General features: G+C 73.9%; 13 protein-coding genes and 1 pseudogene. 5 read left to right on the top strand and 9 right to left on the bottom strand.

The window, feature by feature from the left end; all coding sequences use genetic code 11:
- Positions 1 to 358: cellulose-binding domain-containing protein (locus C1I99_RS21655; RefSeq protein WP_199562330.1), on the top strand; the 358-nt coding region annotated here is incomplete at its 5' end.
- 47 nt (positions 359 to 405) lie between these two features.
- On the opposite strand, the gene C1I99_RS21650 is transcribed toward C1I99_RS21655, so the two are convergent.
- From C1I99_RS21650 to C1I99_RS21645, 3 genes are all read right to left on the bottom strand, one after another.
- Positions 406 to 1,368 (bottom strand): golvesin C-terminal-like domain-containing protein, encoded by a 963-nt coding sequence (locus tag C1I99_RS21650; protein WP_111136050.1) that lies wholly within the window; start codon positions 1,366 to 1,368, stop codon positions 406 to 408.
- On the bottom strand, positions 1,368 to 1,520 hold the full coding sequence (locus C1I99_RS33405; RefSeq protein ID WP_199562329.1) for a hypothetical protein: 153 nt from the start codon (positions 1,518 to 1,520) through the stop codon (positions 1,368 to 1,370). Before C1I99_RS33405 ends, C1I99_RS21650 begins: the two co-directional genes overlap by 1 nt.
- Before the next feature lie 164 nt (positions 1,521 to 1,684).
- Positions 1,685 to 2,470, bottom strand: a complete 786-nt coding sequence (locus C1I99_RS21645; RefSeq protein WP_111136049.1) for an aldo/keto reductase — start codon at positions 2,468 to 2,470, stop codon at positions 1,685 to 1,687.
- 136 nt (positions 2,471 to 2,606) lie between these two features.
- On the opposite strand from C1I99_RS21645, the gene C1I99_RS21640 reads away from it, so the two are divergent.
- Both C1I99_RS21640 and C1I99_RS21635 read left to right on the top strand, forming a co-directional pair.
- Positions 2,607 to 3,656 (top strand): DNA polymerase ligase N-terminal domain-containing protein, encoded by a 1,050-nt coding sequence (locus tag C1I99_RS21640; RefSeq protein ID WP_111136048.1) that lies wholly within the window; start codon positions 2,607 to 2,609, stop codon positions 3,654 to 3,656.
- A 14-nt stretch (positions 3,657 to 3,670) separates the two neighbouring features.
- Positions 3,671 to 4,864: a threonine synthase gene (locus C1I99_RS21635; RefSeq protein ID WP_111136047.1), complete on the top strand. Its 1,194-nt coding sequence runs from the start codon at positions 3,671 to 3,673 to the stop codon at positions 4,862 to 4,864.
- 98 nt (positions 4,865 to 4,962) lie between these two features.
- Here the strand turns inward: C1I99_RS21635 and C1I99_RS21630 are convergent, their stop codons facing one another.
- From C1I99_RS21630 to C1I99_RS21620, 3 genes are all read right to left on the bottom strand, one after another.
- Positions 4,963 to 6,759: a glycoside hydrolase family 15 protein gene (locus C1I99_RS21630; RefSeq protein ID WP_111136046.1), complete on the bottom strand. Its 1,797-nt coding sequence runs from the start codon at positions 6,757 to 6,759 to the stop codon at positions 4,963 to 4,965.
- A gap of 115 nt (positions 6,760 to 6,874) precedes the next feature.
- Complete coding sequence (locus C1I99_RS21625) at positions 6,875 to 7,267, bottom strand: cupin domain-containing protein (RefSeq protein ID WP_111136045.1); 393 nt, start codon at positions 7,265 to 7,267, stop codon at positions 6,875 to 6,877.
- A 239-nt stretch (positions 7,268 to 7,506) separates the two neighbouring features.
- Positions 7,507 to 7,914, bottom strand: a complete 408-nt coding sequence (locus C1I99_RS21620) for a hypothetical protein (RefSeq protein ID WP_111136044.1) — start codon at positions 7,912 to 7,914, stop codon at positions 7,507 to 7,509.
- A gap of 302 nt (positions 7,915 to 8,216) precedes the next feature.
- On the opposite strand from C1I99_RS21620, the gene C1I99_RS21615 reads away from it, so the two are divergent.
- Positions 8,217 to 9,314, top strand: a complete 1,098-nt coding sequence (locus C1I99_RS21615; protein WP_199562328.1) for a beta family protein — start codon at positions 8,217 to 8,219, stop codon at positions 9,312 to 9,314.
- A gap of 7 nt (positions 9,315 to 9,321) precedes the next feature.
- On the opposite strand, the gene C1I99_RS21610 is transcribed toward C1I99_RS21615, so the two are convergent.
- Positions 9,322 to 9,603, bottom strand: coding sequence for an adhesin (locus C1I99_RS21610; RefSeq protein ID WP_111136043.1), 282 nt, complete (start codon positions 9,601 to 9,603; stop codon positions 9,322 to 9,324).
- A 552-nt stretch (positions 9,604 to 10,155) separates the two neighbouring features.
- Between C1I99_RS21610 and dacB the strand changes: the two genes are divergently transcribed.
- The gene (gene dacB, locus C1I99_RS21605; RefSeq protein ID WP_111136042.1) at positions 10,156 to 11,742 is read left to right on the top strand and encodes a D-alanyl-D-alanine carboxypeptidase/D-alanyl-D-alanine endopeptidase; all 1,587 of its coding nucleotides are present in this window, start codon (positions 10,156 to 10,158) and stop codon (positions 11,740 to 11,742) included.
- Positions 11,743 to 11,785: 43 nt separating this feature from the next.
- On the opposite strand, the gene C1I99_RS21600 is transcribed toward dacB, so the two are convergent.
- Together C1I99_RS21600 and C1I99_RS21595 are read right to left on the bottom strand one after the other, a co-directional pair.
- Positions 11,786 to 12,106, bottom strand: coding sequence for a hypothetical protein (locus tag C1I99_RS21600; RefSeq protein WP_111136041.1), 321 nt, complete (start codon positions 12,104 to 12,106; stop codon positions 11,786 to 11,788).
- A 148-nt stretch (positions 12,107 to 12,254) separates the two neighbouring features.
- Positions 12,255 to 12,842, bottom strand: a pseudogene (locus C1I99_RS21595) (hypothetical protein); the annotation flags it as partial.

The following is a 12,842-nucleotide window of genomic DNA, read 5'->3' as shown; positions in this document are numbered from 1 at the left end:
CACCACCACTCCCCCGCCGACCACGCCGCCGCCGGGTGGTTCGGGTTGCGCGATCAAGTACACGCCGAACGCATGGAACACCGGCTTCACCGCTGACGTGCAGATCACGAACACCGGGTCGAGCGCGATCAACGGGTGGACGTTGACCTACTCAATGCCCACCGGGCAGCAGGTGACGAACGCGTGGAACGCCACGGTGAGCCAGAGCGGATCGACGGTGACCGCACGGAACGTGAGCTGGAACGGCTCGATCGCGCCGGGCGGCACGGCCAGCTTCGGCTACCAGGGGACGCTGAGCGGCACGTACTCCTCCCCGACCAGCTTCACCCTCAATGGCGTCGCCTGCTCGCGCGCCTGACCTGACGCCGGGGCGGCCCTGCCGCCCCGGCGCCACCGCCGGCCCGGTCAGACCCGGGTGAGCCGGACGGCGTCGGCGATGATCAGGCCGCTGGCGGAGCTCCACCGGCTGACCGCCACCCGGTTGGCGTCCCCCGCCGGCAGCGTGAACGTGCCGAGGATGCGCCACTGCCCGCCGTTCGCCCGCTGGTCGGCGTAGACAGTCTTGTTGCCGGTCGTGGTGGCCACGATGTACGGCGTCGACGCGTTGTAGCCGGAGTTGGCCGGCCACCAGGCGTCGACCCGGTAGTTCGCGGTCGCTGGGACGTTGAACTTGTACCAGGCGGCATCGCTGGCCGCGACCGGGTCCGCGTAGCGGTAGTCTCCGCCGTAGCGCTGCCCGGAGTAGGACGAGACGCCCCAGTTGGCGCTGGCGGTGAACCGCCCGGCGGTGGCGTTGTCCACGATCGAGGACCACGCCGTGCCGCCGGCCATCTTCGCGGCGACGTCCGCCCGCATCACGTTCAGGTCGATGAAGGACGGGTCGATCTTGCCGGTGGTGCTGGTCTCCCGGTGCCCCCGGGCGTAGCTGGCGTCCTTGCCGAGCCGGGTGAGGACAGCCGCGGTGGCGGCGATGGAGGCGTTGTACTGGGCCGCCGTCATCTCCTGGCTGACCCCGTTGTAGTCGATCTCCCACCCGATCAGCATCGTGTTGCCGTCACCGGCTGGGATCGGCCCGCTGCCGCCGCTGGTGCCGGCGTGGTTGCAGCGCCCGGCGGAGATCACGTGGAAGACGCCGTGGTAGTCGACGAGCGCCTGGCAGAGCGGGCCGGGCAGGTCGGAGCGGCCGTTGATGCAGATGTTGAGCGCCGGGTGCGGGTTGGTGGCGCTGGAGGTGGCCGCGGTGTGGTGCCACAGCACGCCGATCGGGTCGAAGGAGCCGGGGCGCATCCGGTTGAGCCAGTCGCCCTCGACGACGACCTGCACCCCGGCCGCTCGCAGCACGTCCGCCAACCAGGGGATGGTCGCCATCAGGACTCCCTGAGCAGGTCGGCCAGGCACTCGGCCTTCGGGGCGGCGGTCGCCGCGCCGGGTCGGGCGGCAACGGTCAGTGCGGCGGCCACCAGGGCCGGGATGCCGAGCAGACCTCGGCGCCGCAGACGGATGGATCGTGACATTGCCATGGCGCTCCTTCAGCGACGGCGGAGAGTGTCCGACAGATCGATGAACGTGATGGCGGGCACGCTATACCGTCACGAGCGTCTATGTCGATACCCTTCATAGCCGGTCACTCGACTGAAGGAATTTGGCAACCCGGCGGCCACGGCCGGGTCGACCGCGACCGCGGTCAGGTGGCGCCGAGGGCGTCGATGTCGCGCATCTCCTCGGCGGTCAGCGAGAAGTGGAAGACGTCGGCGTTGGCGCGGATCCGCTCCGGCGTCACCGACTTGGGGATCGCCACGATCTCGTGATCGATGTGCCAGCGCAGCACCACCTGGGCCGGCGACACGTCGTGCGCCGCCGCGATCCGGGTCAGCACCGGTTGCGCGAGGTCGCTGGTCTTGAACGGGCTGTATCCCTCCAGCACGACCCCCCGGTCCCGGTGCTCCCGGTGCCGCTGCCGGTCGTACAGGAACGGGCTCCAACGGATCTGGTTGACCGCCGGGTTCTCCTCGGTGGCCTGGATCAGCTCGTCGATCTGGGCGGTGCTGTGGTTGCTCACCCCGACCGCGCGGGCCAGGCCCTCGTCACGGGCGGCGAGCATCTCGCGCCACACCGGAATGCTGTCGGCCGGGTTCGACGGCGGCCAGTGCACCAGCCACAGATCGACGTAGTCGGTGCCGAGGAAGCGCAGGCTCTCCTCGATGGTCTCCCGCTCCCGGCCCACCCGCTCCGGCGGCAACTTGGTGGTGAGGAAGACGTCCTCCCGGCGCAGCCCGCTCTCCTGCACCGCCCGGCCGACCTCCTCCTCGTTGCCGTACATGGTGGCGGTGTCGACGAGCCGGTAGCCGGCGTCGAGCGCGGCCAGCACGGCGTCGTATCCGGCCTTGCCGGTGGCCTGCCAGGTGCCGAAACCGAGCAGGGGCATCCGCACCTCGCCCGGGAGCAGGACGGTGGGCTGGTCGCTGTCCATGCCGACGGTTCTACCCGTGATCGCCCCCACACACCGGAGAATCGGCCAAACCCGCCATCGCCGTCGCATGCGGCGCGTGGGGAACGGGACATCCGCGCGGCCGGCGGGGCGGCCGGGATTGCCGGAGAATGCGGGTGTGGCGGACCGGCTGGAGGAGTACCGGCGGCGGCGCGACGCGACGCGTACGCCCGAACCGGTGCCGGAGCGCACCCCGGAGCCCGGCGGTCCGGGCGACGGCCGCGGCCGCTTCGTCATCCAGCAGCACCACGCCCGCAGCCTCCACTGGGACCTGCGCCTGGAGCGCGCGGGCGTGCTCGCCTCCTGGGCGGTGCCGCGCGGCCTGCCCCGCGACCCGGCCCGCAACCACCTCGCGGTGCGCACCGAGGACCACCCGATGGAGTACCTCGACTTCCACGGTGAGATCCCGGCGGGCGAGTACGGCGGCGGGAAGATGACCATCCACGACCGGGGCACCTACCGCTGCGAGAAGTGGCGCGACGACGAGGTGATCGTGGTGCTCGACGGCGAACGCACCGCGGGTCGGTACGCGCTCTTCGCCACCGGCGGCAAGGGCGGCCGGGACTGGATGGTCCGGCGTACCGACCCGGCGCCCGAGGGCTGGACGAGCATGCCGGAGCTGGTCCGCCCGATGCACCCGACGCCGGGCCGCCGGCTGCCGAAGGACCAGGCCGACTGGGGGTACGAGCTGAGCTGGGACGGGGTGCGCGCGGTGGCGTACGTCTCCGGCGGGCGGCTGCGGCTGCTCTCGGAGACCGACGAGGACGTCACCGGGGCGTACCCCTGGCTGCGGGAGTTGGCCGAGGAGATGGCGCCCACGGAGGCGGTACTGGACGGCGCCCTGGTCCGGATCGACGGCGCGGGGCGGGTACGCCCGGCGCGCGGCGGCCGGGCCGGCGGCGACGCCCAGTACCTGCTGTTCGACCTGCTCTGGCTGGAGGGAGTGACCAGCACCGACCTGCCGTACACGCAGCGCCGGGAGCTGCTCGACGGTCTGGCGCTGGCCGGACCGCACTGGCAGACTCCGCCGTGGTTCCCCGGCACCGGTGCCGAGGCGCTGCGGACCGCGCGGGAGCAGGGGCTGCCGGGAGTGGTGGCGAAGCGGCTGGACTCGGTCTACGAGCCGGGCCGGCACAGCCGGCGCTGGTTGCGCATCGACCCTGGCTGAGGGCGAGGAGCAGCGTGTACCTGACCCACCTGGAGTGCCCCCGCTGCGGCCGGGAGCACGACGCCGCGTCACCGGCCAACCTCTGCGGCTGCGGCTCCCCGCTGCTGGCCCGCTACGACCTGGCGGCGGTAGCCAGGGTGGTGACCCCCGAGCGCTTCCCGCTGCGCCCGGCGGACCTGTGGCGCTACCGGGAGCTGCTGCCGGTGGCCGACCCGCGGCACGTGACCACCCTGGGTGAGGGCTGGACGCCGCTGCTGCGCGCCCCGGCGTACGGGGCGGAGATCGGCATCCCGGACCTGATCGTGAAGGACGAGGGGCTCACGCCGACCGGCTCGTTCAAGGCGCGCGGCGCGGCCGTCGGCGTGAGCCGGGCCCGGGAGCTGGGCGTGGCGCGGATCGCCATGCCGACCAACGGCAACGCGGGCGCGGCCTGGGCCACCTACGCGGCCCGGGCCGGGATCGGCGCGACCATCGTCATGCCGGTGGCCGCCCCGGGCATCTGCCGGCGGGAGTGCGTGGCCGCCGGCGCCGACCTGCGTCTGGTCGACGGCCTGATCAGCGACGCCGGCCGGCTGGTCGCCGGGCTGGTCGCCGACTCCGGCGGCGCGGTCTTCGACGCCGGCACGCTGCGCGAGCCCTACCGGCTGGAGGGCAAGAAGACGATGGGGTACGAGATCGTCGAGCAGCTCGGCTGGCAGGCGCCCGACGTGATCATCTACCCGACCGGCGGCGGGGTCGGCCTGATCGGCATCCACAAGGCGGTGCACGAGCTGCGCGAGCTGGGGTGGATCGAGGACCGGCTGCCCCGCCTGGTCGCGGTGCAGTCGACCGGGTGCGCCCCGATCGTCCGGGCCTTCGCGGCCGGCGAGGAGCGGGCGCGGCCCTGGGCGGATGCGCGGACCGTGGCGTTCGGCATCACGGTGCCCGCGCCGCTCGGCGACGAGCTGGTCCTGACCGCGCTGCGGGAGAGCGCCGGCACCGCGATCGCGGTCGACGATGCCGAACTCCTGGCCGACCTGCGGGAGTTCGCCGCTCGGGAGGGGCTGCTGCTCTGCCCAGAGGGGGCCGCCTGCCTGACCGCCGCCCGGCACCTGCGCGCCGGCGGGTGGATCCGGGCCGGCGAACGGGTGGTGGTGCTCAACACCGGGGCCGGCCTGAAGTATCCGGAGACGGTCGACGTCGCGGACCTCCCGGTGCTGCCGGCCTGACCGACGGGACCGGCCCGGGCCTGCGGGCCGACGGGCGCGGGGCGGGCCGCCGGGCCACGGCGTGGGCGACGGGCGCGGGGTGGCCGGGGCGAGCACCCTCACTCGGTGGTCGGGTCGGTCAGCCGCCAGGCCGCGTTGATCAACCCGATGTGTGACAGCGCCTGCGGGGTGTTGCCGAGCTGCGCCCCGGTAGCCAGGTCGACCTGCTCACTGAACAGGCCGACATCGTTGGCATGGGTCACCACCCGCTCGAAGAGCTCCTCGGCGCGCCGCCGCTCACCCGCCAGTACCAGGCACTCCACCAGCCAGAACGAGCAGAGCAGAAAGCCCGCCGGGTCGGTGTTCCAGCGGCGCAGCAGACCCTCTTCGGTGCCGAGTTCGCGCTCGAGCACCGCGATGGTCGAGCGCATCCGCGGGTCGGTGGCCGGCAGGAAGTTCACCACCGGCAGGTAGAGCACCGAGGCGTCCAGCTCACGCGAGCCGAAGGCACCGGTGAACGCGCCGATCTCCTCGTTCCACCCCTCGCGCAGCACGGCCGCCCGGATCTCGTCGCGGATGGCCGCCCACCGGCGCGGGTCGGCCCGCTCACCCAGCCTGGGAGCCAGCTCCACCGCCCGGCTCATCGCCGACCAGCAGAGCACCTTGGACGACAGGTAGTGCCGGTCGGCGTCGCGGGTCTCCCACATCCCCCGGTCGGGCAGGCGCCAGGTGCCGGCCACCTGCTCGGTCAACCCGAGCGTCATCTCCCGCAACTCCTCGCCGAAGCTGCCGCCGAGGTAGTCGCGCAGCTGCCAGACCGCCGAGATCACCTCGCCCGGCACGTCGAGCTGCCGCTGCCGCCAGGCGTCGTTGCCGAACCGCACCGGCCGGCTGTCGAGGAAGCCGCGCAGGTGCGGCACCTCGTGCTCGGAGATGTCCCGCTCCCCCTCCAGGCCGAAGAGCACCGGCACGGGGTCATCGCCCACCCGGCCGATCGAGCGGGCCACCCAGGCGAACAGGCGCGACGCCTCGTCCGGGCAGGCCGCCACCCACAAGGCACGCATGGTCATCGCGAAGTCGCGCAGCCAGGAGTAGCGGTAGTCGTAGTTGCGGTCGCCGCCGATCCGTTCCGGCAGAGAGGTGGTCAGTGCGGCGGCGACGGCGCCGCTGCGGGCGTACGTCAGGCCGGTGAGCACGGTCGCGCTGTGCCGGACCAGCTCGGCGTGGCGGCCCTCGTAGCGGTGCACCTCCCGGAGCGCCTCCCAGGCCCACATGGTCTCGGCGAGCGCCGTCGTCGGGTCCAGCCGCACCGGCGGGTCGCCGTACGTCCGGCCATAGGCGAGGTCGAACCCGATCACCTGGCCGGCGGAGACCTCGAACTCCTGGCGGACCCGGTCCCGCTCGGCATGCAAGGGCAGCCCATCGGCGCGCAGGGTGAGCTCCACCGCGCCGGCGACCGCCCGCACCGAGCCGTCCGGCTGGTCGTGCAGGTACGGGGTCAGCAGGCCGTGGTCCGGTCGGGGCCGGAAGTCCAGGCCCATCCGGACCCGGCCGCTGAGCCCCTCGACGACGCGCAGCAGCACCGCCGGAGAGTTCATGCCCAGTTGGTGCCCCCGCGCGCCGATCTCGGCGGCGAGCGCGTCGGTGACCGCGACACTGCCCTCGGGGGCGTGGTGGACGGTGCGCAGCACCAGCGTGTCCCGGCGGTAGGCCCGCTCGACCCGATGTCCGGGCAGGCCGACGGCGACCGGCGCCAGCCGCCAGTGGCCGGCGTGCGGGTCGAGCAGCCGCCCGAAGACGGAGGGGCTGTCGAACCGGTCCGGGCACCACCAGTCGATCGAGCCGTTCCGTCCGACCAGCGCGCCCGAGCGGCAGTCGGAGAGGAACCCGTAGTCAGAGATCGCCCGCTGGTCCACCCGTTGCGGGTACCCCGATCCGCCCGGCCCAGACGAGCCACATCCGGCCTGCCGCCGGTCGCCGCCTCCCGGTGCCGCCCGGCGGCCGGAAACGGGCGGACGCGGCGGGGGCCGGTCAGCCGGCCGGCGGTTCGTCCTCGCCGGCGGCCTCGGCGGCGTCCGCCTCCTCCTTGGTGCGGTGTACCGCCTGGTCGGCGTGCTCGGGCGGCCCGTAGACGGTGTAGAGGACCAGCGGGTTGGGGCCGGTGTTGACGAAGTTGTGCCTCGTGCCGGCCGGCACCGCCACCAGGTCGCCCTGGACGACCTCGCGCTTCTCCCCCGCCACCCGGGCCTCGCCGGTGCCGCTGACGAAGGTGAGGATCTGGTCGATGTCCTCGTGGACCTCCTCGCCGATCTCCCCACCCGGCGGGATCGTCATGATCACCAGCTGGGTGTGCTTGCCGGTCCACAGCACCCGCCGGAAGTCCGGGCTCTTCTCGGCGACGGTCGCGATCGGGAAATGCTCCATGCCCGCTCATACCCGGTGCGGCCCGCCGTAACGCCGGGGACTCGCAGACGGGGGGCTTCCCCGCGGGCGCGAGGTTTGGACAGCCGGTGAACGGGGATCGAGACCGGAACCGGGCAGTGACCGGTAGCCAAGTCCCCGCTGGCGTACCGCCGTACGGCTGCGGTGGTGGGAGACGGCCAGAGCGCGGCGACGTTCCGATCTCCGGGTCGGACGGCGCCGTGCGCTCGTGTGCGGCCGGGTCAGGCCAGCACCGCCAGGTGGAACGGGCGGTCGGCGGAGGTGCCGTCACTGGTGAACGTGGAGACGAATACCGCGTTCGGGATGCCGGTCCGGCCGGCGACCGCGATCTCCCCGGCTGGCGCGATACCGGCGCTGCCCGCCAGGCCCAGCGTGCCGACGAACCCGGCGGCCGTGACGTCCTGGTCGAAGACGACCTGGTACATCCCGGTGGCCAGCCGGCTGGCCCCGGCCACGCCGAGCCCTCGGACCAGGCCGCCGTGGGAGTTGACCACCGCGAAGAGCACCCGCGCGGTCGGCGGCAGGCCGACAGTGGCGCAGGTGGTTAGGTCCGCGTCCGCGCGGGCGGCGTCGTCAGCCCCCGGTTCGGGCTGTGCCGCCGCCCAACGCCGGGATCTCGAGCTGAGCATGCAGGGTCCTCCCCTCGCGACCGCTCGGCACGACGGCGATGAGGCGATTGTGCTGACTGGGGGCGATCAGCGGCGACCGGCACCCTTTGTGGTCGAACGTATGCCGCAGGATCAGCCGGCAACCACCCGCAGGACTGTCCGATCAAGGACAGACGTCGCTCGTAGCTACCCCGCTGACCTGCGGCTGCATTGGTCAGTCGTCGGCGACCGTCACCGGCTCCCGGCCCACGCAGCGCAGCTTGAGCTCGGATCCCGGGGCCGGACGGCCTGTGACATCCGCCGATGTCTGGCTACATTGGGGTATGGTGCCCGCCCACGGGGGCCGGGCGGCGGAACCGGTCTACCGCCCCATCCTCGCCAGCCGGCGGGGCGAGCTGGAGGCGCTCTGCCACCTCGACGGCATCGACACGCCGTTGCTCGCCCCGGTTCTCCAGGTGTCCACATCGGACTCGTACACACTGGACGCCCTCGGGCGGCTGCCCGAGGGGTTGGTTCCGGCGGTCGACGTCAGCGCCCTGCCCGACGCGCCGGAGACCGAGCTGGTCCGCTGGGGCGTACCGCTGGTGCCGGTGATCGGGCTGGTGGAGAGCGACCGGCGGCTGGTGGCGCACGGTGCGGCGGCGCGGGCCCACACCCGCCGGGCGGTGATCCGGCTCCGCCTCGGACAGGACCGGGCCGGCCCGGACGCCACCACGGCGGCGGTGGAGCGGATCTGGCGGTACGCCCGGCTGGTGCCCGAACAGTGCGACCTGCTGGTCGACGCGGGCGACGTGTGCTGCCGAGCCGACGTGCGGGTAACCGAACCCCGGGTACGCCGGCTGCTGGAGTGGGCCCGCCGGCACGCCTGGCGCTCTGTCTGGGTGGCCGCGGGCGGGTTGCCACCGGCGCTGGCCCGCCTGCCCACCGATCAGCCGGTCCGCCTCGACCGGTGGGACTGGCAGCTCTGGCAGCGCCTCGCCGACCTCGGCGTCGGATACGGCGACTACGGCGTCGGATCGGCGGTGCCCGGCGCCGACCAGCCGGGCGACCGGCTGCCCACCATGCGCTACACCACCGACGGCGCCTGGTGGGTCTACCGCTGGTCCCGCCGCGGCGGGCGGAGCGACGAACGGGTGGCGGACCTGTGCCGGACCCTGGTCTCGGCCCCGCACTGGCCCGCCGCCGGCGCGGCCTTCTCCTGGGGCGACCACGAGATCCTCCGGCGGGCGCGTCGCACCGCCGGCGCGGGGTCGACCAGCAACTGGGCGGCGTGGAGCACCTCCCACCACCTGGCGCACGTGCTGGCCACGCTGCGCCGCCCGGCCTGGGACTCCCGGGCCGGGCCGTGGCGGGACGGTCAGCCCGAACGGGGACGCCGCGCCCGGCCGCACCGGGGCGGGGAGACCCGCCGGGCCGGCTGACCCGCCGTCACCGCTTCTCGGTGAAGCCGAACTGCACGATGCCCTCGTCGTCGACGGTGGCGTCCACGGAGGCGTCGCCGAGCAGGTCGGCCGCGTCGGAGTCCAGGAAGATCCGGGCGCCCTGGTTGTCGACCACATGGTCACCCTCGGCCGGCTCGGGGACCAGCTCGACGGTGAGCGAGCCCGCCTCGGTGTCGGCGGCGATGCGCACCCCGCCCTCCTCGGCGACATCCTGCTGGTTGGCGAGGTCACGGATGACCATGACGGCGTTGTCGGTCATGGTGAGCATGGCGGAACTCCTCGTGGTTTCTCGGATTCGCGGCGCGGACCGGGACCGGCCCGCGGACGAGCGCACGCGGGAGGCGATGGAAGGGCGAGCGGGGTCGTCACCGTCGCCGTCGGGGCAGCCAGAGGGCCCACACGGCCTACGGTGCCCGCTGCCGACCGATCCGTCAAATAGAGGCCGGTCAGTTCCGGGCGGATGGCCGGCGCCCGCACCTCGCGGGCCAGCGCGCGGCCGGCCCGGCCGGCGCCGACCGTGATCGCCGGCAATCCGTACCCGATCAGGTGAATCCGCGGGTCGCGCACCACGCGGTGCCGTCCGTCGTGATATCGCCGGCCCTGTCGGGCGCCGCAGCGGGGCGAGGTGGTCCCGCGCGGCCCGGAAAGCCGGTGCGATGGATCGGGTCCGCCGCGACGAGGCGTCCGTCGCCCCAGGCCACCCGTCGGGCGTGATCCGGCCGAACCGGGGTAACCGGGTCGCGGACGCTCCACCCGCGGAGGAAATTTTCCTTCGGCTGCCAGCCTTCTCTGGCAGATATCTCCGTGGCAGCATCAGTCCATGCATCGTCGTCTCTTTCCCCGGACGCTCGCGCTGGTGGCCCTGGTCGCTGCCGCCGCCATCGCCGGCGCGCCCACCGCCGCCACCGCCGAGTCGCCGACCCCGGCGGCGACCCGGCTGAACGCCACCATCGACGCGATCCTGGCCGACCCACGGCTGGACGGCGCGCAGGCCGCCGTGGTCGTGGTCGACACCGCCTCCGGGCAGACCGTCTACCACCGCAACGGGGACCGCCGGCTGATCCCCGCGTCGAACACCAAGCTGCTGACCTCGGCGGCCGCACTGGAACTGCTGGGCCCGGACCACCGCTTCCGCACCGACGTGCTCACCACCGGCGCACGCCGCGGCGGCGTACTCTCCGGCAACCTCCACCTGCGCGGCGGCGGCGACCCGACCCTGCTCGCCGGCGACTACGACGCGCTGGCCGCGCGGGTCGCCGCCGCCGGCATCAGGGTGGTCACCGGCAACCTGGTCGCCGACGACACCCGCTACGACAGCACCCGCCTCGGCCCCGACTGGGCCTGGGACGACCAGCCCTGGTACTACGCCGCGCAGGTCTCCGCGCTGACGGTGGCACCGGACACCGACTACGACGCCGGCACCGTGATCGTCACCGCGGCGCCGGGCGCCACCGCCGGCGCCCGCCCGGTCATCACCACCACGCCGGCCACCGGGTACCTGCGGATCGACAACCGGGCCGAGACGGTGGCCGCCGGGAGGACCTCCATCTCCTTTGAGCGGGAACACGGCAACAACACGGTCGTGGTAACCGGGCAGATCGCCGTCGGCAACACGCCGACGAGCGACTGGGTGACGGTCTGGGAGCCCACCGGGTACGCCGCCGACGTCTTCCGGACGGCGCTGCGCAAGCACGGCGTACGGGTGCTCGGCCGGACCGTGCTCGACCAGGCCACACCGGCGGGGGCGGCCGAGGTGGCGCGGCACGACTCGATGACGCTCGCCGAGTTGATGGTGCCGTTCCTCAAGCTCTCCAACAACGGGCACGCCGAGGTGCTGACCAAGGAGATCGGCCGGGTGACCTCCGGCTCCGGCACCTGGTCGGCCGGGCTGGCCGCGATCGGCGGGTACGTCGCCGGGGCCGGGATGGATACCGGCACGCTGCGCCAGCGTGACGGTTCCGGGCTCTCCCGGCGCAACCTGATCCCGGCGGCGGAGTTCGTCGACCTGCTGGCCGCGGCCCGCGCCGAGCCCTGGTTCGACGCCTGGTACGCCGCGCTGCCGATCGCCGGGGATCCGGACCGTTTCGTCGGCGGGACGCTGCGCAGCCGGATGCGGGGCACCCCCGCGGCGGGCAACGTGCACGCCAAGACCGGAAGCCTGACCGGGGTCTCCGGCCTCTCCGGCTACGTCACCGACGCCGACGGCCGGGTGCTGGCGTTCTCGATCCTGCTCAACAACTACCTGGCCTCGTCGGTCAAGGGGCTGGAGGACCAGATCGCCGTGGCGCTCGCCTCGTACACCGAGCAGACCCGAGCCTCGGCACGGGTCGCGCCCCCGGCGGCGCCGGAGGCGCCGCCCGCCCCGGAAGACCGGGAATGCTCCTGGATGAAGCCGATCGCCTGCTGAGCCGGGTGTGGGCTCCCGGCCATGGGGCGGGGGCCCACGCCGGTCAGGCGCCGGGGCGGTCCGGTGGCGGGACCACGGCCGCCGGGTCGCCCCGCTCGATCAGCGCCGCGATGTCGGCGGCGCGCAGGCCGCGCAGCGCGAGCACCCGCGTCCCCCAGCGGTGCAGCCGGCACGGGTGCGGGCTGGCGTCGTTGCGGCAAATCGTCCCGCCGGACCAGCGCCGGGGCGCGTGCACCACCACCGCCCGCACCGCGAACTGGGTGTCCTCGGCGGTCACGTACGGCGGCAGCGGGATGTCCCGGAGCACCTCGCCGGACGGCTCCCCGGCCTCGCGCGCCGGGCGGACGGTGCGGACGATGCTCATCGGCGATGCCTCCACAGAGGATGGTCGGAGATGGACAGCAGAAAGGTACGACGCCACCGGCTCGGCGCGACGGACAAACTGTCCCGGCGGCTCAACCGCTGGCCCGCTCCCGCAGCCGGGCGGCCGTCCGTTGCTGCCCGTCGGCGGGTCAGTGCACCGCCAGCGCCTGGAGGCCCACGCTGCCGCAGTGGCCGGTGAGGACCTCCTCGACCGTCCAGGTCAGCACCAGCCGGCTGCCCTTCGGGCTCTGGAACCGCACCGTGAACTCCGCCGAGCGGCTGGTGTGCGGATCCTCCAGCCGCAGGGTCCGGCTGGGCCCGCCGACGGAGAGCCGGGCCTCCAGCCTGCCCCGGGCCATCCAGATGCCGGCGTAGAGGCGGACCGTGCGCAACTTCCCGTCGCCGGCCACGGCGAGCGCGAACCCGCTGCCCGTGCCGCAGGTGTAGACCCCGGTGGCCGTGTCGTGCACCGACTCCACGGGCGCCCCGTCGCGCCAGCTGAAGGTCTCCTGGTTGCCGTCCCAGCCGCCGCGGGTGCCGCTGCCCCCCTCGTCCCGGATCTCGCCGCTGCCGTTGCGCTTGCGGACGGTGGAGCCGCCGCCTCGCAGTCCCCAGTGGACCCAGTCCCGGGTGCCCACCGCGCTCAGGTCTACTGTGGCCGGCACCTCGGCCTGGGCGAGGGTGAGCACCGGTCGCACCGGGGCGGCCGGGGTCGGCGAGGGCGACGGGGTCGGGGA

Source organism: Micromonospora deserti, assembly GCF_003236335.1.
In the GTDB taxonomy this organism is placed as follows: domain Bacteria; phylum Actinomycetota; class Actinomycetes; order Mycobacteriales; family Micromonosporaceae; genus Micromonospora; species Micromonospora deserti.
The sequence above is the reverse complement of the archived record's forward strand: the minus strand, read 5'-3'. Positions and strand labels throughout refer to the sequence as shown.